Source organism: Pseudomonas sp. NFACC13-1, assembly GCF_900104425.1.
In the GTDB taxonomy this organism is placed as follows: Bacteria; Pseudomonadota; Gammaproteobacteria; order Pseudomonadales; family Pseudomonadaceae; genus Aquipseudomonas; species Aquipseudomonas fluorescens_AA.
The window spans coordinates 1-19893 of sequence record NZ_FMXV01000039.1; the positions used below are offsets into that span (position 1 = coordinate 1).

General features: G+C 63.0%; 22 protein-coding genes. 6 read left to right on the forward strand and 16 right to left on the reverse strand.

Annotated elements, in window-relative coordinates:
• The coding region (locus tag BLQ55_RS32320; RefSeq protein WP_218130127.1) for a hypothetical protein at window positions 1–208 on the forward strand (208 nt) is incomplete at its 5' end.
• Between the two features lie 365 nt (window positions 209–573).
• Here BLQ55_RS32320 and BLQ55_RS32280 read toward each other — a convergent pair.
• From BLQ55_RS32280 to BLQ55_RS29135, 13 genes are all read right to left on the reverse strand, one after another.
• Window positions 574–738 (reverse strand): hypothetical protein, encoded by a 165-nt coding sequence (locus tag BLQ55_RS32280; protein WP_176814266.1) that lies wholly within the window; start codon window positions 736–738, stop codon window positions 574–576.
• 151 nt (window positions 739–889) lie between these two features.
• A complete protein-coding gene (gene lipA / locus BLQ55_RS29080) occupies window positions 890–1912 on the reverse strand; it encodes a lipoyl synthase (protein ID WP_014340371.1) in 1023 nt (340 codons plus the stop codon).
• Between the two features lies 1 nt (window position 1913).
• Window positions 1914–2561, reverse strand: coding sequence for a lipoyl(octanoyl) transferase LipB (gene lipB, locus BLQ55_RS29085; RefSeq protein ID WP_092205224.1), 648 nt, complete (start codon window positions 2559–2561; stop codon window positions 1914–1916).
• Complete coding sequence (locus BLQ55_RS29090) at window positions 2561–2836, reverse strand: DUF493 domain-containing protein (protein ID WP_053125656.1); 276 nt, start codon at window positions 2834–2836, stop codon at window positions 2561–2563. Before BLQ55_RS29090 ends, lipB begins: the two co-directional genes overlap by 1 nt.
• An 81-nt stretch (window positions 2837–2917) precedes the next feature.
• Window positions 2918–4075, reverse strand: coding sequence for a D-alanyl-D-alanine carboxypeptidase family protein (locus BLQ55_RS29095; protein WP_092205225.1), 1158 nt, complete (start codon window positions 4073–4075; stop codon window positions 2918–2920).
• 168 nt (window positions 4076–4243) lie between these two features.
• Complete coding sequence (locus BLQ55_RS29100; RefSeq protein WP_092205226.1) at window positions 4244–5254, reverse strand: septal ring lytic transglycosylase RlpA family protein; 1011 nt, start codon at window positions 5252–5254, stop codon at window positions 4244–4246.
• Window positions 5254–6264 (reverse strand): lytic murein transglycosylase B, encoded by a 1011-nt coding sequence (mltB, locus tag BLQ55_RS29105; RefSeq protein ID WP_092205227.1) that lies wholly within the window; start codon window positions 6262–6264, stop codon window positions 5254–5256. Before mltB ends, BLQ55_RS29100 begins: the two co-directional genes overlap by 1 nt.
• Before the next feature lie 17 nt (window positions 6265–6281).
• A complete protein-coding gene (rodA, locus tag BLQ55_RS29110; protein ID WP_170847670.1) occupies window positions 6282–7385 on the reverse strand; it encodes a rod shape-determining protein RodA in 1104 nt (367 codons plus the stop codon).
• 31 nt (window positions 7386–7416) lie between these two features.
• Complete coding sequence (gene mrdA / locus BLQ55_RS29115) at window positions 7417–9312, reverse strand: penicillin-binding protein 2 (RefSeq protein ID WP_092205229.1); 1896 nt, start codon at window positions 9310–9312, stop codon at window positions 7417–7419.
• A 9-nt stretch (window positions 9313–9321) separates the two neighbouring features.
• Window positions 9322–9789 (reverse strand): 23S rRNA (pseudouridine(1915)-N(3))-methyltransferase RlmH, encoded by a 468-nt coding sequence (rlmH, locus tag BLQ55_RS29120; protein ID WP_047229490.1) that lies wholly within the window; start codon window positions 9787–9789, stop codon window positions 9322–9324.
• Between the two features lie 9 nt (window positions 9790–9798).
• Window positions 9799–10293: a ribosome silencing factor gene (rsfS, locus tag BLQ55_RS29125; protein WP_058543147.1), complete on the reverse strand. Its 495-nt coding sequence runs from the start codon at window positions 10291–10293 to the stop codon at window positions 9799–9801.
• 71 nt (window positions 10294–10364) lie between these two features.
• Window positions 10365–11051, reverse strand: coding sequence for a nicotinate-nucleotide adenylyltransferase (gene nadD / locus BLQ55_RS29130; RefSeq protein WP_092205230.1), 687 nt, complete (start codon window positions 11049–11051; stop codon window positions 10365–10367).
• A gap of 1 nt (window position 11052) precedes the next feature.
• Window positions 11053–12324: a glutamate-5-semialdehyde dehydrogenase gene (locus tag BLQ55_RS29135; protein ID WP_092205231.1), complete on the reverse strand. Its 1272-nt coding sequence runs from the start codon at window positions 12322–12324 to the stop codon at window positions 11053–11055.
• A 196-nt stretch (window positions 12325–12520) separates the two neighbouring features.
• Between BLQ55_RS29135 and BLQ55_RS29140 the strand changes: the two genes are divergently transcribed.
• Window positions 12521–13198, forward strand: coding sequence for a DNA-3-methyladenine glycosylase (locus tag BLQ55_RS29140; RefSeq protein WP_092205232.1), 678 nt, complete (start codon window positions 12521–12523; stop codon window positions 13196–13198).
• Between the two features lie 151 nt (window positions 13199–13349).
• Window positions 13350–14666 carry a bifunctional DedA family/phosphatase PAP2 family protein gene (locus tag BLQ55_RS29145; RefSeq protein WP_092258908.1) on the forward strand — a complete coding sequence of 439 codons (1317 nt, stop codon included), beginning with the start codon at window positions 13350–13352 and terminating at the stop codon, window positions 14664–14666.
• A 171-nt stretch (window positions 14667–14837) separates the two neighbouring features.
• On the opposite strand, the gene BLQ55_RS29155 is transcribed toward BLQ55_RS29145, so the two are convergent.
• From BLQ55_RS29155 to BLQ55_RS29165, 3 genes are read right to left on the reverse strand one after another with little or no spacing between them, the layout of a single operon-like run.
• Window positions 14838–15428, reverse strand: coding sequence for an LON peptidase substrate-binding domain-containing protein (locus BLQ55_RS29155; protein ID WP_092205234.1), 591 nt, complete (start codon window positions 15426–15428; stop codon window positions 14838–14840).
• 10 nt (window positions 15429–15438) lie between these two features.
• Window positions 15439–16155, reverse strand: coding sequence for an LrgB family protein (locus BLQ55_RS29160; RefSeq protein ID WP_060740473.1), 717 nt, complete (start codon window positions 16153–16155; stop codon window positions 15439–15441).
• Window positions 16152–16517 (reverse strand): CidA/LrgA family protein, encoded by a 366-nt coding sequence (locus tag BLQ55_RS29165; RefSeq protein ID WP_060740472.1) that lies wholly within the window; start codon window positions 16515–16517, stop codon window positions 16152–16154. Before BLQ55_RS29165 ends, BLQ55_RS29160 begins: the two co-directional genes overlap by 4 nt.
• Before the next feature lie 316 nt (window positions 16518–16833).
• Between BLQ55_RS29165 and BLQ55_RS29170 the strand changes: the two genes are divergently transcribed.
• From BLQ55_RS29170 to BLQ55_RS29180, 3 genes are all read left to right on the forward strand, one after another.
• On the forward strand, window positions 16834–17289 hold the full coding sequence (locus tag BLQ55_RS29170; RefSeq protein ID WP_053125683.1) for a MaoC family dehydratase: 456 nt from the start codon (window positions 16834–16836) through the stop codon (window positions 17287–17289).
• A 102-nt stretch (window positions 17290–17391) separates the two neighbouring features.
• A complete protein-coding gene (locus BLQ55_RS29175) occupies window positions 17392–19110 on the forward strand; it encodes a C13 family peptidase (RefSeq protein WP_092205235.1) in 1719 nt (572 codons plus the stop codon).
• A 27-nt stretch (window positions 19111–19137) separates the two neighbouring features.
• Complete coding sequence (locus BLQ55_RS29180; protein WP_092258914.1) at window positions 19138–19779, forward strand: oxidoreductase; 642 nt, start codon at window positions 19138–19140, stop codon at window positions 19777–19779.
• Window positions 19780–19893: the final 114 nt, after the last annotated feature.

Genomic DNA, 19893 nt, shown 5'->3' on the forward strand with positions numbered 1-19893 from the left:
CTTACAGCGGCTCACTTTTGAAAAGCGCAAAAGTAAGCAAAACGCTCTTGCCCCACCACTCGGTGCCTCGCCTAGGCTCGGCATGCCCGAACGCAGGCAATGCTCCGTGGGCCGCCGCGAAGGGCCATCCATGGCCCAGCGCGGCTATCCCGGCATCCATGCCGGGATGCCCACTGCGCAATGCCTGCGTTCGGCCAGCGTGGTTTAACGGGGCGCCTAGATCAAGATCAAGATCCAAAGCAAAGCAAAGCAAAGCAAAGCAAAGCAAAGCAAAGCAAAGCAAAGCAAGAGCGCGACACATCCAGCATCTATGTAACTGAACCACCGCCATCGCGAGCAGGCTCGCTCCCACAGTGCTTGGCGTTGTTCACAATATCTGGGCAGGTGCACAAGCCCGCTCCCACATGGACTTGCGGGTGATCACAGCATTTGCACACAACACAAAAACCTGTGGGAGCGAGCTTGCTCGCGATGACGTCAGCACACCCAACATCACCACAAACTGATCCTCCGCTTTCGCGAGCAGGCTCGCTCCCACAGGATGAGTACAGTCATCAAGAAACAGGCCGGCTGTCAGGCCGCCTCGCTTCGGCTTTTGATCTGGGGCGCCCCGTTAACCACGATGGCCGAACGCAGGTATTGCGCAGTGGGCACCTCGGCATGGATGCCGAGGTAGCCGCGCTGGGCCATGGATGGCCCTTCGCGGCGGCCCACGGAGCAATGCCTGCGTTCGGGCACACCGAGCCTAGGCGAGGTGCCGAGTGGTGGGGCAGGAGCGTTTTGGTTACTTTTGCGCTCTTCAAAAGTGACCCGCTGTAAGAGCGGAACCATAAGCCGCCGTTACGCAAAAACGGATATGCACACCACCCCAAAAACCAACGCTAAAAAATCAGGATCCGAGCAGCTCAGCCTTGACCAACTTGGCCTGCTCATCCGCATGATACGAAGACCGCACCAACGGCCCCGAAGCCACGTTCTTGAAGCCCATCTTGTACCCTTCCTCAGCAAACCAGGCAAAGGTATCGGGGTGCACAAAACGCTGCACCGGCAAGTGACTGCGGGACGGCTGCAAGTACTGCCCCAAGGTCAGCATATCGATGTCATGCTCACGCATGCGCTTCATGACCTCGATAACTTCCTCATCCGTCTCACCCAGGCCCAGCATCAAGCCGGACTTGGTCGGAATGTGCGGCATCATCTGCTTGAAGCGCTGCAGCAAGGTCAGCGACCACTGGTAGTCCGACCCCGGACGCGCGGCCTTGTACAGGCGCGGCACGGTTTCCAGGTTGTGGTTGAACACATCCGGCGGCTCGGCGGCGGTGATTTCCAGGGCGATGTCCATGCGGCCACGGTAATCGGGCACCAGGGTTTCCAACTGTACGTTCGGCGACAGCTTGCGGATCTCGCGGATGCAGTCGGCAAAGTGCTGGGCACCGCCGTCACGCAGGTCGTCACGGTCCACCGAGGTGATGACCACGTACTTGAGCTTCAGGTCGGCAATGGCGATGGCCAGGCTTTCCGGCTCGTTGGTGTCCAAGGGCTTCGGACGGCCGTGGCCGACGTCGCAGAAGGGACAACGACGGGTGCAGATGTCGCCCATGATCATGAACGTGGCGGTGCCGCCGGAGAAGCACTCGCCCAGGTTCGGGCAGGACGCTTCCTCGCAAACGCTGTGCAGCTTGTGCTTGCGCAGCAAGGCCTTGATGCGGTCGACTTCCGGGGAAACCGGGATGCGCACGCGGATCCAGTCGGGTTTCTTCGGCAGTTCGGTGGTGGGGATGATCTTGACCGGGATGCGTGCAACCTTCTCGGCGCCGCGCAGCTTGACGCCGGCCTCTACCTTGGCACGCGGGGCCGGACGCTCGGTGACGTCCAGCGTCGGGATCATGGTTTGCACTGCATCAGTAGTCATATCAGTCGATTCCGCCCGTGAGGGTCGTCTGCTCAGCATAGTCGAGGTGTTTGACGAGCTGCGCGCGCAGCCGGGCACTTACCTCGGCAAATTCAATCGATCCTGCGTGCTCGCTCAACTGGGTCATCGCCAGTCCCGCGTAGCCACAGGGATTAATCCGTCGGAATGGCCCCAGGTCCATGTCCACGTTCAGCGCCAGGCCATGAAACGAACAGCCATGGCGGATCCGCAAGCCGAGGGAGGCGATTTTCGCCCCATCGACGTAGACGCCCGGCGCATCCGGCTTGGCCGCCGCCGTCACACCGTAGCTGGCCAGCAGCTCGATCAGGCACGTTTCCATGCGGGTGACCAGCTCGCGCACGCCAAACCCCAGCTTGCGCACATCCAGCAACAGGTAGGCGACCAGTTGGCCAGGGCCATGGTAGGTCACCTGCCCGCCCCGGTCGACCTTCACCACCGGGATATCTCCCGGTAGCAACAGGTGCTCGGCCTTGCCGGCCTGGCCCTGGGTGAACACCGGAGGGTGTTCCACCAGCCAGACTTCATCGTCGGCGGTGGTGCCGCGTTCGTTCGTGAAGCGTTGCATGGCATGCCAGACCGGCTCGTAGGCCATCGTGCCCAGCTCGCGAAAGCCCAGCGTGCCCGGCATCACAACACCATGTGCACGAAACCGGTCGCTCGCAGCTCGCTGTTGATGTCGTAGAGCTGTTCCTGACCGGTGGCAATGATGTGCAACTGGATCGTCGTGTACTTGCCGTTGGTACTCTGGCGCTCGGCCAGGGTCTTGTGGTCGACGGTGGCATGTTTTTCAAGGATCGCGATGATCTTGTCCTTGAACCCCACGCCGGTGTCGCCGATTACCTTGATGGGATAATCCGCGCAGGGAAATTCGATTTTTGGCGCCTTTACTTCAGAGTCTGTCATGGCGTAACGGCCTCGTAAGCCGTGGTAACGCACATGGCCCCGCTCCGAATGGGAACGAGGCCATGCAGGTCAACACTTCGATCAGTTGAACAAGCCGTAGAAGAATAGACGGATGCTATCCCAGATGCGGCGGAAGATACCACCTTCCTCGACCGCGTCCAGAGCGATCAGGTCAGCGCTGTGCACCACTTTGTCGTCCAGTTTGACTTCGACTTTACCGATCACGTCGCCCTTGGCGATGGGAGCGGTCAGTTGCGGGTTCATGGTCATGCTGGCGGCGAGCTTCTTAAGCTGGCCTTTGGGCAAGGTCATGGTCAGGTCCTGGGCCAGGCCGGCCTTGACCTGGCTGCTCGAACCTTTCCAGACCTGGGCCTGGGCCAGTTCGGTGCCCTTCTGGTAGAAGGTCTGGGTTTCGAAGAAGCGGAAGCCGTAGGTCAGCAGTTTCTGGGTCTCGGCGGCACGGGCCACTTCGCTGCTGGTGCCGAAGACGACGGCGATCAGGCGCATGCCGTCACGCACAGCCGAAGACACCATGCAGTAGCCGGCTTCGTCGGTGTGACCGGTCTTCAGGCCATCGACGGTCTTGTCGCGCCACAGCAGCAGGTTGCGGTTAGGCTGCTTGATGCCGTTCCAGAAGAATTCCTTCTGGGAGTAGATGGCGTAGTGGGCCGGGTCTTCATGGATGATTGCCCGGGCCAGCAGCGCCATGTCGTGAGCCGACGAATAGTGCTCAGGGTTCGGCAAGCCGGTGGGGTTCATGAAGTGACTGTTGGTCATGCCCAGGTCGGCCACGGTTTTGTTCATCATGTCGGCGAACGCATCTTCGCTGCCGGCGATGTGCTCGGCCAGGGCGACGCTGGCGTCGTTGCCGGACTGGATGATGATGCCGTGCAGCAGGTCGCTGACGGTCACTTGCGAACCGACCTTGATGAACATCCGCGAACCGCCGGTGCGCCAGGCGTTTTCGCTGACGGTCACCGGATCGTTCTCACCGATCTGGCCGCGACGGATTTCCAGCGTGGCGATGTAGGCGGTCATCAGCTTGGTCAGGCTGGCCGGTGGCAGGCGCTGGTCACCGTTGTTCTCTACCAGCACCTCGCCGCTGCTGGCATCCATGAGCACAAAGGATTTGGCGGCCAATTGAGGAGGAGCCGGCATCATCTCGACCGCGAACGCGGCCGGTGAGAGAAGCAGCGGGACTAGCAGGCAAAGGCGTTTGGCAAAGGTGGTGATGTTCATCCGTCTCTCGAAATCGCTAATGGGACTGCCCGAAGGCAAAACTGAAACAGGCGGCTTTCTAACGAGCCACCGCGTATTTAAGTTGCTCACTCACTGCCCTTGCCGGGCTTTTATTATTCATGGAGCCAACAACCTGACCCGCTCCAACCGCCAGCGGGCCTCATTCAATCACTCAGCGGTGACCAGGCTCGGCGAACCGAGATTGGCCAGGCGCACGCTGTTCTGCACCTGCTGGACTTCACCCGGAGAACCGATCGGCCCCAGGCGCACCCGATGCAGTGTCTGCTGGTTGCGCACGATCGAGCTGATGAACACCGGGGCGCTCACCATCGAGCTGAGCTTCGACCTCAGCAGCTCGGCAGCGTCCGGGTTGGCGAACGCGCCCACTTGCAGAAACTGGCCAGACGCTGTTGCAGAAGCGTTTTTTTTTGCATCGATCTGCACGGGCAGCACGGCCGCGGCGTGTTGCTGCGGCGGCGGTGTCCACTGCTCGACCGTGCCGGTGGACGCCGTCACGGTCGGCGCGGCATTTTGCGCCACTTTTGGCTCGTTGAGCATCAAAGGCGCCGGACGGCCACGTTGGGCCCACCATTCCTGCGGGTCGATGCCTTCGACCTTGACCCGGGCGGTGCCGATTTCAGCGTAACCGAGTTTTTTCGCCGCCGCATACGACAGGTCGATGATGCGGTCGGAATAGAACGGCCCACGGTCATTGACCCGCAGGATCACGCTCTTGTTGTTGTCCAGGTTGGTCACCCGCACATAGCTGGGCAGCGGCAGGGTCTTGTGGGCCGCGCTCATGCCATACAGGTCATAGACCTCGCCATTGGCGGTGTTCTGGCCATGGAACTTGGTGCCGTACCAGGACGCCGTGCCCGAGGCCACGTAGCGCTTGGAGTCGGACAGCGGGAAATAGGTCTTGCCCAGCACCGTGTAGGGGTTGGCCTTGTAGGGACCGGTGTGCAGGGTCGGCGTGGCGTCGGGGATGCGCGAGACATCCACGTCCCACCACGGCGCGCCGTCCTTGTGGGCCCGGTTGATGTCCAGGCCCGGCATCGCGCGTACGGCGGTGGTGTTTTTCTGGGCCGGCGCGCGGCTGGTCGAACAACTGACGACCAACAGCGACAGCGCGGCCAACGCCACGAGCTTCAGGGGTTGATAGGTAGGCAATGCCCGCATTATTTGACGCCCCGTGCTTTGACCAGCTCTTCAGACAGTTGATATACGGCCATGGCGTACATCACGCTGCGGTTATAACGCGTAATCGCGTAGAAATTCTTCAGGCCCATCCAATATTCGGGGCCTTGTTCGCCTTCCAGCCGCATCGCGGTGACCGGCATGTCGTCACGCAGCGCATCATGACTCGACCAGCCCAACGCCCGCAACTCCCCGACGGTTTTCGTCGGCTCGATACCCTCGGTCAGGCCCTCGTCCACGTGCTCGCCGCGCACGTCGGCACGGCTGACCACCGGTTGGCCGGCTTCCCAGCCGTGGCGCTTGAAATAGCTGGCGACACTGCCGATGGCATCGGTCGGGTTGGTCCAGATATTGATGTGGCCGTCGCCGTCGAAGTCCACCGCGTAGGCGCGGAAACTGCTGGGCATGAATTGCGGCAGGCCCATGGCCCCGGCGTAGGAGCCCTTGAGGGTCAACGGATCGACCTGCTCTTCACGGGCCAGCAGCAGGAACTCGCGCAGCTCCTTGCGGAAGAACTCGGCACGCGGCGGGTAATCGAAGCCCAGGGTCGACAACGCGTCGATCACCCGGAAATTCCCGGTGTTGCGGCCAAAGAAGGTCTCGACGCCAATGATCGACACAATGAACTGGGCCGGCACGCCGTATTCCTGCTCGGCACGGGCCAGGGCCGCCTCGTGCTGGCGCCAGAAGTCCACGCCCCGGGCGATACGCGCCTCGGTGATGAACATCGGCCGGTACTCGCTCCACTGCTTGACCCGCTCGGCGGGCCGGGAGATCGCATCGAGGATCGACTGCTTGCGTTCGGCCTCGCGAAACACCCCCATCAGCTGCTCACCGGCAAAACCGTAGTCGCGGGTCATCTCACCGACGAATTCGGCCACCTGTGGCGAGCCTTCGTAGTCACCGGCCAAGGCCTGCGACGCACTGCCCAGGAAGCCGACCAGGCCGATCCACGGCGCATATCGCGTCGACCAGCCACGCATTGCTTGCATTGAACTCTTCACCTTATTCAAACCTGCGCGATCCACTTGCGATGCGTATGAATCGACATCAAAACCCCAAACGCTGACAGTAGGGTCACCAGCGAAGTTCCTCCGTAGCTAATGAAAGGCAACGGCACCCCCACGACCGGCAACAGGCCACTGACCATACCGATGTTGACGAAAACATAAACAAAAAACGTCATGGTCAAGCTGCCCGCGAGCAATTTTCCAAACAGCGTCTGGGCCTGGGCGGTGATCACCAGCCCCCGCCCGATCAGCAGCAGGTAGATCAGCAGCAACACGCAGATGCCCACCAGGCCGAACTCCTCGCCCATGACGGCGATGATGAAGTCGGTGTGGCTTTCCGGCAAAAAGTCCAGGTGCGACTGGGTGCCCATCAGCCAGCCCTTGCCGAACACCCCGCCGGAGCCGATGGCGGCCTTGGACTGGATGATGTTCCAGCCGGTGCCCAGCGGATCGCTCTCCGGATCGAGGAACGTCAGGATTCGCTGCTTCTGGTAGTCGTGCATCACGAAGTACCACATCGCCACCGACACCGGCACGGCAGTGGCGATCACGCTGAGAATCCAGCGCCAGCGCAACCCACCCATGAACAGCACGAAGGCACCGCCGGCCAGGATCAGCAGCGAGGTGCCGAGGTCTGGCTGGCGTACGATCAGAATGAATGGAACACCGATCAGCAACAGGCTGATGCAGACGTGCTTGAGTTGCGGCGGCAAGGTGCGCTTGGACAGGTACCAGGCAATGGTCGCCGGCATGATGATCTTGAGGAATTCCGAAGGCTGGAAGCGGATCACCCCGGGGATGTTGATCCAACGGGTGGCGCCCATGGCGTTGTGCCCCATCACGTCCACCACCACCAGCAGGCTCACGCCCACCACATAGGCCAGCGGCACCCAGCGCGCCATGAATCGCGGCTCGAGCTGGGCAATGACGACCATCGACACCAGGCCGATGCCGAACGAAGTGGCTTGCTTGGCCAGCAAATCCCAGCTCTTGCCGCTGGCCGAATACAGCACGAACAGGCTGCCGGCGGCCAGGGTCAGCAGCAGGATCAGCAACGGGCCATCGATGTGCATGCGCTGCAACAACGTGGCGCGACGGCGCATCACGTCTTCGCTGGAGAGGATCCGGTCGAAATTATTCTTCACGGGCCGTAGCCTCCGCAGTGATGGGGCTCGCGTATTCAGGCTTGAGCTGGCCGTGCTCATCCAGCAGCCAGGCGTCCATGATCTGGCGCACCACCGGCGCGGCGACGCCGGAACCGGACTCGCCGTTTTCGACCATCACCGACACAACGATTTTCGGGTTGTCGGCCGGCGCGAAACCGACGAACAAGGCGTGGTCGCGGTGGCGTTCCTGGACCTTGGAGCGGTCGTACTTCTCGCCCTGCTTGATGGCGACGACCTGGGCCGTACCGCTCTTGCCGGCAATGCGGTACTGCGCGCCGATGGCCGCCTTGCGGGCGGTGCCGCGGGCGCCGTGCATCACCTGCTGCATACCGTTGTTGACCTTTTGCCAGTCCGACGGATTGTGCAGGATGATGTCCGGCATCGGGTTCGGGTCCACCGGCTTCTGGCCTTCGATGGTCTTGGCCAGGTGCGGGCGATACCACTTGCCCTTGCTCGCCACCAGGGCCGTGGCCTGGGCCAATTGCAGGGGCGTGGCCTGCATGTAGCCTTGGCCGATCCCCAGGATCAGGGTTTCGCCAGGGAACCAGGCCTGGCGCCGGGTCGCGCGCTTCCACTCCCGGGACGGCATCAGGCCCGGGGATTCTTCGAACATGTCCAGGGAGACTTTCTGACCGATGCCGAACTTGCCCAGGTAGGACGACAGTCGATCGATCCCCAGTTTATGGGCCAGGTCATAGAAGTAGGTGTCGTTGGAGCGCATGATCGCCGTTTCCAGGTCCACATAGCCGTCACCGGTGCGGTTCCAGTTACGGTACTTGTGGTCATAGTTGGGCAGCATGTAGTAACCGGGGTCGTAGACCCGGCTCGAGGCGTTCACCACGCCAGAGTCCAGCCCGGCAATCGCCACGGCGGGCTTGATGGTCGAGCCCGGCGGATACAGGCCGCGCAGCACGCGGTTGAACAATGGCCGGTCGATGGAATCGCGCAGCTCGGAATAGGCCTTGAAACTGATCCCGGTGACGAACAGGTTCGGGTCGAAACTCGGCTGGCTGACCATCGCCAGGACCTCGCCGGTGTTCGGGTCCAGCGCCACCACGGCGCCACGCCGTCCGCCCAGCGCCGCTTCGGCGGCTTCCTGCAACTTGATGTCCAGGCTCAGGACGATGTCCTTGCCGGGGATCGGGTCGGTGCGCTTGAGCACCCGCAAGACGCGGCCGCGAGCGTTGGTCTCGACCTCTTCGTAACCCACCTGGCCATGCAGCTCGGGCTCGTAGAAGCGCTCGATGCCGGTCTTGCCGATGTGGTGGGTGCCGCTGTAATTGACCGGATCGAGGCTCTTGAGCTCTTTCTCGTTGATCCGCCCCATGTAGCCGACCGAGTGGGCAAAGTGCGCCCCCTGGGGATAATGGCGCACCAACTGCGCCACCACCTCGACGCCGGGCAGGCGGAACTGGTTCACGGCGATCAGGGCGATCTGCTCTTCGGTCAGCTCGAACAGGATCGGCACCGGCTCGAACGGCCGCCGGCCCTGGCGCATGCGCTTCTCGAAAATCGCCCGGTCCTCGGGCGTCAGCTGCAGCACTTCGACGATCACGTCGAGCACATGCTGCCAATCGCCAGAGCGTTCGCGGGTCATGCTCAGGCTGAAGCTGGGCCGGTTATCCGCCACCACCACGCCGTTGCGGTCGAAGATCAGCCCGCGGGTCGGCGGAATCGGTTGCACGTGCACCCGGTTGTTTTCCGACAGGGTGGAGTGGTACTCGTACTGGATCACCTGGAGGAAATACAGGCGCGCAATCAGCACGCCGATCAGCGTCACCACCGTGATAGCACCGAACACGACGCGGCCCCGTACCAGACGGGCGTCTTTTTCGTGGTCCTTGATGCGGATCGGCTGGGGCATGGGGCAGGATTACTTGTGGTAAGGGTGCCCGGACAGGACTGTCCAGGCACGATACAACTGTTCGCCGATCAGGATCCGCACCAGCGGGTGCGGCAACGTCAACGGCGATAACGACCAGCGCTGATCGGCCCGGGCACAGACTTCCGGCGCCAGCCCTTCCGGACCACCGACCATGAAGTTGACCGTGCGCGCGTCCAGCCGCCAGCGATCGAGCTCCACCGCCAGTTGCTCGGTGCTCCAGGGCTTGCCATGGACTTCGAGGGTGACGATGCGCTCGTTCGGCCCGACCTTGGCCAGCATGGCTTCGCCTTCCTGACGGATGAAACGCGCCACGTCAGCGTTCTTGCCACGGGTGTTGAGCGGAATTTCCACCAGTTCCAGGGCCAGCTCGGAGGGAAGACGCTTGGCATATTCATGCCAGCCTTCTTCCACCCACTTGGGCATGCGAGAACCGACAGCGATCAGGCGCAGTCGCACAGCGGTCCCTTATTGCTGGTCTTTGTTGAGCTTGGTGAAGTGCTCATGGGGGTTTTCCGGGCTGTGGTGCGCGGCGCTGGCCGAACGGCTCTGCTCGGCACCGGCCCACAGGCGCTCCAGGTCATAGAACTGACGCGCCGAGGCGGTCATCATGTGCACGATGACATCGTCCATGTCCAACAGCACCCAGTCGCTGTCGCCCTTGCCCTCTTCACCCAGCGGCTTGACGCCCTGGGCCTTGACCGCTTCGCGGACCTTGTCCAGCATCGCGCCAATCTGGCGGTTGGAGGTACCGGTGGCGATGATCATGTAGTCCGTGATGCTTTGCTTTTCACGAACGTCGATCACCTGGATGTCCTGGGCCTTGACGTCTTCCAGGGCCGCCACGGCCACCTTGACCAGCTCTTCGCCGACCAGCGCCACGCCGGTATGTGCCTCTACAGGCAGCGGGGCGCTCTTGAACGTGCCCTTGCGCTTTACTTTGTTTACGTCTTTGTCAGTCATATAAAACTCGTTTTGCTCGTATGTTCGGGCGCTTCGCTACACGCATTCACGTGCCTTGAAGCGCGCCTTTTTCAGTTCGACGCACGGTAAAGCCCGTGCGCATCGATGTAGGCCAGGACCGCGTCGGGCACCAGGAAACGTACCGACTTACCGCTGGCCAGCAGTTGACGGATCTGGGTGGCGGATACCGCGAGCGGCGTCTGCCAGACGAATGCAATCTGTCCGCTCGGCCCTTTCAGGGCCAGCGGGTCGCTCACCGAGCGGGCCGCCAGCAGGTTGCGCAAGGCATCCGGCGGCTCGCTGTCGGCATCCGGGCGCTGCAACACCAGGATGTGGCAATGCTGGAGCAACTCTTCCCAGCGATGCCAAGTGGGCAGGCCGCAAAAAGCGTCCCAGCCCAGAAGCAGAAAAACCTGGGCATCAACGGCCAGTTCGGCGCGTATCAGCTCCAGGGTATCAATGGTGTAGGACGGTTTGTCCCGCTGCAATTCGCGGGCGTCCACCACCAGCGGTGCCACACCGGCCACCGCGCACTCGACCATCGCCAGACGGTCCTGCGCCGACACCTGCGGCGTGTCCCGGTGAGGCGGCCTGGCGCTGGGCGTCAGGCGTAGCTCATCGAGGGCCAGGGCGTCGGCGACTTCCAGCGCACCGCGCAAATGGCCGATGTGCACCGGGTCGAACGTGCCGCCCAGGATACCGATGCGCCGGGGCGCAGTGGTCGTCGTCACAGCGGTCGGCGGGTCGAGGTCGCCCAAGTCAGACCGGCTCCTGTCCGCGCAACTGGCCGTCACCGACCACAATGTACTTCTCGCAGGTCAGGCCTTCGAGGCCCACCGGGCCGCGGGCGTGCAGCTTATCAGTAGAAATGCCGATCTCGGCACCCAATCCGTATTCAAAGCCGTCGGCGAAGCAGGTCGGGGTGTTGATCATCACCGATGCCGAATCCACTTCGGCCACGAAACGCCGGGTTTCGCCCTGGTGCTCACTGACGATGGAATCGGTGTGGTGCGAGCCGTGGCGGTTGATGTGTTCGATGGCCTGGTCCAGCCCGTCGACCACGCGGATCGACAAGATCGGCGCCAGGTACTCGGTGTCCCAATCTTCTTGCGTGGCCGCGACGGCCTCGATGATCGCCCGGGTACGCTCACAACCGCGCAGTTCGACGCCTTTTTCGCGGAACTGGGCGGCCATCGATGGCAGGAAGTCCCGGGCAACGGCCTGGTCCACCAGCAGGGTTTCCATCGCCCCGCAGATACCGTAGCGGTAGGTCTTGGCGTTGAAGGCGATGCGTTGGGCCTTGGGCAATTCGGCGTGGGCACTGACATAGACGTGGCAGATGCCGTCCAGGTGCTTGATCACTGGCACGCGGGCGTCACGGCTGACCCGCTCGATCAGGCCCTTGCCGCCACGTGGCACGATGACATCGACGAACTCGGGCATGGTGATTAGGGCGCCGACCGCGGCGCGGTCGGTGGTTTCCACCACTTGCACCACGGCCGCCGGCAGATCGGCCTCGGCCAGGCCGCGCTGGATGCAGGCGGCAATGGCACGGTTGGAATGGATGGCCTCGGACCCGCCCCGCAGAATGGTCGCGTTACCCGACTTCAGGCACAGGCTCGCGGCGTCGATGGTCACGTTCGGCCGCGACTCGTAGATGATCCCGACCACGCCCAGGGGCACGCGCATCTTGCCGACCTGGATGCCCGACGGGCGGTAGCTCATGTCGCGGATCGCCCCGACCGGGTCCGGCAGGGCCGCGACCTGGCGCAGACCGACGATCATGCCGTCGATGCGAGCCGGGGTCAGCGCCAGGCGCTCGAGCATGGCCGGTTCGAGGCCATTGGCCCGGCCGGCGGCCAGGTCCTGCTCGTTGGCGGCGGACAGCTCGGCGCGCGCAGCGTCCAGCGCATTGGCGGCGGCCTGCAGGGCGCGGTTTTTCTGCGCGGTGCTGGCCCGGCCGATGATGCGCGACGCTTCGCGAGCGGCGCGACCCAGGCGGGTCATGTAGTCAAGAACGGACTCAGTCATGGTCTGTGTGGTCTTGGCGATGGGGAAAGCGGCAGATTATAGCTGTCGTAACCCTCGACTAACAGCATGGACTCGCAGTGGTGACCGGCGGAGAAGTAAAACAGGCGTAAACAGCCGGTTGAAGCGAGTGTTCAGCGGTGATTAAGCTTTCCATTGCTATCATCGCGCTTCCTTTGGCCTCACTTCGTCTATCACCATGACCGATTTGCCATCGCCCAACGCCCTGCCCCACGCCTTTTTCGACCGCGACGCCCAGGTCCTTGCCAAAGACCTGCTGGGCAAAGTCATTCGCCACAAGGTCGGCGACCTGTGGCTCAGCGCGCGGATCATCGAGACCGAGGCGTATTACTTTGCCGAAAAAGGCAGCCACGCCTCGCTGGGCTACACGGAAAAACGTAAGGCTTTGTTTCTGGATGGCGGACACATCTATATGTACTACGCCCGGGGCGGCGATTCGCTGAACTTCAGCGCCCAGGGTCCCGGCAACGCGGTGCTGATCAAATCGGCCTACCCGTGGGTCGATACCCTTTCCGGGCCGACGAGCCTGGCGCAGATGCTATTGAACAACCCCGACGCCCAAGGCCGGCCGCGCACACCGCAGAAACTCTGTGCCGGCCAGACCCTGCTGTGCAAAGCGCTGGGGCTGAAAGTGCCGGACTGGGACGCCAAACGCTTCGACCCCGAGCGCTTGCTGGTGGAAGACGTGGGCGTGCCGACGGTCAATGTGATCCAGACCACCCGCCTGGGCATTCCCCTGGGACGGGACGAGCACCTGCCCTACCGCTTTGTCGATGCCGCCTATGCCCCGTGGTGCACCCGCAACCCGTTGCGACGGGGGCAGGTCGAAGGGCGTGATTATTTTTTGCTTTCATGATCGACACATGGTCGTCCCTTGTGGGAGCGAGCCTGCTCGCGATAGCGTTGGATCAGTAGAATCAGATATTGACTGACACACCGTCATCGCGAGCAGGCTCGCTCCCACAGTAAAAAAAGCATGCTGCTTAATATTCAATGGAGTTGTCCTCATGGGCCCATGGCTCGATAGCATCACCGGCTGGCTGACCGTCAACCCGCAATGGCTGGCGGTGGCGGTGTTCATCGTCGCCTGCGTGGAATGCCTGGCCATTGCCGGCCTGATCGTGCCGGGTACGGTGCTGTTGTTCGCCATCGCCGTGCTGGCCGGCAGCGGCGCGTTGTCCCTGGGCGAGACCTTGCTGCTGGGCCTGCTCGGCGGCTTGCTGGGGGACCTGATGTCGTATTTCCTCGGCCGGCATTTCCACCAGAACATCCGGCGCCTGCCCGGGCTGCGCCATCACCCCGAGTGGATGAGCGCCGCGGAAAACTATTTCCAGCGCTACGGCATCGCCAGCCTGCTGGTGGGTCGTTTTATCGGCCCGCTACGGCCCATGTTGCCGATGGTGGCCGGGATGTGCGACATGCCGTTCCCGCGCTTCGCGGCGGTCAGCGTGTTGGCCGCGGCGGGCTGGACCGTGGCGTACCTGTTGCCGGGCTGGGCCACCGGGGCGGCGTTTCGCCTGCCGCTGCCCGAAGGGTTCTGGCCGCAGGCCGGCGTGGTCATTGGCAGCATCGCGGTGATGATCGGGCTGAGCGTCAACAGCAGCCTGCGTCGCCATCGCCATGCCTCGGCGCTGATCGCCGGCATCGGCCTGGTGATCCTGATCGGCCTGTTCATCGGCTTTCGTTACCTGACGGCGTTCGACCAGGGCTTGATGGCCCTGGTCCAGGAGCATCGCAGCCCGACGCTGGACGAAATCGCCGTGACCTTCACGCTGATCGGCGAATTCCGCAACATGCTGATTTTCAGCGCACTGGTGACTGGGTTGCTGTTGCTGGCGCGCCAATGGCGCCAGGCAATCTTCGCCGGGGGCACGATGCTGCTCACCTCCTTGGCCAACACCGGCAGCAAACACTTCTTTGCCCGGGTGCGCCCGGAAATCCTCACCGACCCGCTGACCAGCTACAGCATGCCCAGCGGCCACGCCTCCGGGGCATTCGCGCTGTTCCTCAGCCTCGCCATCCTCGCCGGCCGCGGCCAACCGCCCCGCCTGCGCCTGACCTGGTTGCTGCTGGGGTGCTTGCCAGCACTGGCCATTGCTCTGTCGCGGGTCTACCTGGGCGCCCATTGGCCGAGCGACATCGTCGCCGGCGCCATGCTGGCCGCCTGCGTCTGCGCCGCCGTCCTGTGGTCGAGCCAGCGCCAGACACCACTGCCGGCCATGCCGCCGAAAATCTGGTGGTTGATTCTGCCGGCGCTGGCGGCGGTGTTCAGCTTCTTCGCACTGCGGCATTTGCCCCATGCGATGTTGCGGTATGCCTATTAGGCAATCGCAAGCAAGCTCGCTTCCACGGGAGATTCATGGCGTAGCCCGGAACCACTGTGGGAGCGAGCTTGCTCGCGATGACGGCTGCACATTCACCGTTGATGCAAGCTGACCCACCGCTATCGCGAGCAAGCTCGCTCCCACAGGGGAGCACAGTGCTGTTTGGTGGTGTCAGGCGAAGAGTTCGCCCTGCAGCTCATCGAGCAACGCCTGGATCGCATCCAGGCGCTGTTGCGGGTCGTCGAGTTGCAGCAGGTCGATCTTGTCCAGCTCATTGAACGGCAGCAGGTAGGCCAGTTGATTGGCCAGCGATTGCTGGCCGGTCGCTTCGGTGCCCATGTTCAGGGCCTCGACCATCGGGTGCTCGGCCAGGGCCCTGAGCAGCGCCACCAGGTCGGCGTCTTCCTCTTGCAGCGGTTGCTCCGGCTCCTCCTCCAGCCACTCGACTTCAGCGACCATCAGTTGATCCGCCTGGACGCTGGTGCCATGGACGATAAAGCGCCGCCCACCCTCCACGCGAATGCCCAGCAGACCATTGTCCTGCTGGGAAAAATCAGTGATGCGCGCTTCACAACCGACCCGCGCGAAGCCTTCAGGCGCGTGCCCGACCTCCTCGCCATCGAGAATGCACACCACGCCGAAGCCTTCGCCCTTTTTCATGCAGCGCCCAATCATGTCGAGGTAACGCGCCTCGAAAATCTGCAAGTCGAGGATGCAACCGGGGAACAGCACAGTGTTCAACGGGAAAAGCGGCAAGCTCATAACCAGATCCTTAAACGGTCATCGACACCACCAACGGCAATAGCACCGCCGTGGCCACGCCCATCAGACTCATCGCCAGCGCCGCGAAGGCACCCGACTCCTCGCTTTCCTGCAACGCCACCGACGTGCCCACCGCATGGGCCGCCAGCCCCAGGGCCATGCCCCGGGCCTCGGGGCTATGGACCCCCAGCCGGGTCAGAATACTCGGACCGAGGATCGCCCCGAGTACACCGGTGATCAATACGAATACCGCCGCCATGGCCGCCACGCCGCCGATCTGCTCGGCCACCAGCATGGCGATCGGCGAAGTCACGGACTTGGGCGCCATGGTCATCAGGATCATGTGCTCGGCGCCAAAGGCCCAGCCCAACACCACCGCGGAGCCCGTGGCAAACACCCCGGCTATCACCAGCGTAGTAAAAATCGGCCAGAACAACTGCCGGATCCGTCGCAGGTTCAAATACAGCGGCACCGCCAGGGCGACCGTGGCCGGGCCCAGCAGAATGCTGAGGATCTCGGTGCTCTTGCGGTACTCGGCATAGCCGATGCCGCAGCCGACCAACACGCCGATCAACAGCACCATCGACATCAACACCGGTTGCAGGAACACCCATCGGGTCTTTTCGAACGCCGCCAACACCAACTGATAGGCCCCCAGGGTAATGCCGATGCCGAACAGCGGATGATGGATCACCGAGGTCCAGGCGCCCTGCCAGTCGAGCATCATTGGCTGTCCTCCGGGGCGGCGACGTGACGGCGGGCCAGGCGCTGCATCAGCACGCCCGTCAGCGCCACGGACAGCACCAGGGACAAGGTCAACGCGCCAACGATGGCCCAGAAATCGGCGGCAATCGCCCCGGCATAGACCATCACCCCCACTGCCGGCGGCACCAGCAGCAAGGGCAGGTAACGCAGCAGGCTACTGGCGGCCAGGTTCAACGGTTCGCTGACTTCACCGCGCATCACCAGATAGCCCAGCAGCAACAGCAGGCCAATGATTGGCCCTGGCAGCACCGGCAAGAACAAATGATTGATCGCAGTGCCCAGCAATTGAAAAAACACCAGCCAGGTCAGGCCCCGTAGCAACATCCGCTCTCTCCCCTCACAAACACCATGAACCTGTTCCTGTAGGAGCTGCCCGTAGGAGCTGCCGAGTGCAACGAGGCTGCGATCTTTCCCCTTCCAATTGAATCCGGAGCGAAAGATCAAAAGATCGCAGCCTTCGGCAGCTCCTACGGGGAGTCACCTGATGACACATTTAAACATGCCCGCGCTATGGGTCGGCATTCGTAAAAAGCATGTTCAGTGACCTTACTTGCACGCCATGTTGATCTACAGTGGTTTTTCGGGGACGCCAATCCCCGCTCCAGAAAAAGTAAAACCGATGAACCCAAGGAGAGTCTCAATGCCCTACGTCCCCGTTGCAGCGCTCAAAGATTATGTCGGCAAGGAACTTGGACGTTCCGAATGGCTCACGATCGATCAGGACCGCATCAACCTGTTCGCCGAAGCCACTGGCGACTTTCAGTTCATCCACGTCGATCCGGTCAAGGCCGCGCAGACTCCGTTTGGCAGCACCATCGCCCATGGTTTCCTGTCGTTGTCACTGATGCCCAAGCTGATGGAAGACATCCTGATCCTGCCCGAAGGCGTGAAGATGGTCGTCAACTACGGCCTGGACAGCGTGCGTTTCATCCAACCGGTGAAGGTTGATTCCAAGGTCCGGCTCAAGGTCGACCTGGTGGACGCCACCGAGAAAAAACCCGGCCAATGGCTGCTCAAGGCCACCGCCACGCTGGAAATCGAAGGATCGGAAAAACCGGCCTACATCGCCGAGCCGCTGTCGCTCTGCTTCGTGTAAACCCGCGCGGTCGCGAAACCGCTCGTGCAGTTTCGCATCGCTTCCCTATATTCAATGCGCATAGCTGCGGCATACTCGTGGCCTGATGACCTGGATCCCGTTATGCGCTTATTCGTCCCACTGACCTTGACCCTGTTGCTCACCGCCTGTGGCGGCGGCGAATCGCCGCTGCCTCCCGACGCGCGCCTGCCCGATGGCGGTCGCTATCGCGGCGACCTGGTGGACGGGCTGCTGCAAGGCCAGGGGCGCATCGACTACCCCAACGGCAGCTGGTATGCCGGGCAGTTCGACAAGGGCCAGTGGCACGGCACCGGGGAATGGCACGGCAGCAATGGCGAGGTCTATCGCGGCCAGTTCTATCAGGGCCTGTTCCACGGCCAGGGCAGCCTGACCACCCCCACCAGCAGCTACACCGGCGGCTTCAAGCTGGGCCGACGGGACGGTGAAGGGACGCTCAAGGAAAACGGCATGACCTACCGCGGCGAGTTCAAGGCCGACCGCTATTCCGGTCTCGGGCGCCTGGAACTCGACGACGGCAGCCAGTACCAGGGCCCCTTCGTCAACGGCAAGCCCAACGGTGAAGGCCAGCGCTTCGACGCCAGCGGCAACCAGTTCACCGGGCACTTTGTCGACGGGCAACTGCAGGGCAAGGGCACCTTCAACAGCGCCGATGGCGATGTCTACATCGGCGGTTTCAGGAACAACCAGCTCAACGGTCGCGGTCGCTACGAAAATGCCGACGGCGATGTCTGGATCGGCCGGTTCAAGGATGGCGCGCTGACCGGCAAGGGCGAACTGATCGGCGCCGACGGCAGCCATTACCTCGGTCAATTCAATGATTGGCGCTTTACCGGCCAGGGCCGCCTGAACCTGCCCGACGGCAGTTTCTACATCGGCCAGTTCGAAAACGACAGCTACCACGGACGCGGCACCCTGGTGCTGACCGATGGCACCGTGCAAAGCGGCACCTGGGCCAACGGCCAACGAGTGCGCGACGCGGACGGCAGGCTGTTGCCGGATGTGCTCGAACTTGGCGTGCTGGCCCAGGGCCGCCTGCTGGAGGAGGCCCTGGCCAACATCCCGGCCTCGACCCCGGCAGTGGAGCTGTACAGCCTGACCCTGGGCGGCGACGGCAAGCAAAGCGTGTTCCTGCGCGAATCCGACTATGTCGCCAACATGCTCGCCAGCCGTTTCGGCGCGTTCGGGCAGATCCGCCTGGTGAACCACCGCGATCACCTCGGCGACCGGCCCATGGCCAGCCGCGAAAGCCTGCGCCGCGCCGCCGCGACCCTGGCCGAGCGCAGTGGCCCGGAAGACCTGATTTTCATCTACCTGACCAGCCACGGCACCAGCGAGCATGAACTGGTACTCGACCAGCCGCGCATGGAACTGGCCGACCTGCCCGCCGATGAACTGGCCGTGGTCCTGGCGCCGCTGAAGAACCGCGACAAGATCGTGGTGATCTCGGCCTGCTACTCCGGCGGCTTCATCCCGGCGCTCAAGGATGAACGCACCTTGATCATGACCGCTTCCCGGGCCGACAGGGTGTCCTTCGGCTGCTCCGAGGAAGCCAACTTCACCTACTTCGGCGACGCGCTGTTCGCCCAGGCCTTGAACCAGACCGACGACCTGGAACAGGCTTTCAAGCGGGCCAAGGCCACCGTGGCCGAGCGGGAACAGGCGGACAATTTCGAAGCCTCCGAACCGCAGATGTGGGCGCCCAGGACGGTCCTTTCCCACTGGCAACTGCTGCGCAAACAGCAGGCCCGCAAAGCATTGCAAAGTACTGCATTGAACGACGGCGCCACAAAGAGCAACTAAGCTGAACCGTATCAAGGGGGAAACACTATGTACTTGACGCCTCAGCATGTTTTGCTCGCCGGCGCTACCGGGCTGACCGGGGAACATCTACTGGACCGGCTGCTCAACGAGCCGACCATCACCCGGGTCCTGGCCCCCACCCGCCGGCCACTGGCCGAACACACGCGCCTGGAAAACCCGGTGGGGGAGTCGGCCCAGGTGCTGCCTCAGCTCAGCGGCCAGGTCGACATCGCCTTTTGCTGCCTCGGCACCACCATCAAGAAAGCCGGTTCCGAAGCAGCCTTTCGCGCGGTGGACCTGGACCTGGTGGTGGCGTTCGCCAAGCGCGCCCGGGAACTGGGCGCGCGGCACCTGGTGGTCATCAGTGCCCTGGGGGCCGACGCCAAGTCATCGATCTTCTACAACCGAGTCAAGGGTGAGATGGAGGCGGCCCTCAAGGCTCAGGACTGGCCGCAATTGACCATCTGCCGCCCTTCCCTGCTGCTGGGCGACCGCGTCGAACCGCGCCTGGCCGAGCAACTGGCCGGGCCGTTGTCGAAGCTGATCCCAGGCAAGTACCACGGCATCGAAGCCTGCCAACTGGCCCGGGCCATGTGGCGCCTGGCGCTGGAAGAGCAGGATGGGGTGCGGGTGGTGGAGTCGGATGAGTTGCGTAAGCTGGGCAAATGATTCTGCAGCGCCTGACCGGGCCTCATCGCGAGCAAGCTCGCTCCCACAATTGACCGAGTTTCGCCAGGAAGAATGAGGTCGAATGTGGGAGCGAGCTTGCTCGCGATGGGCGCA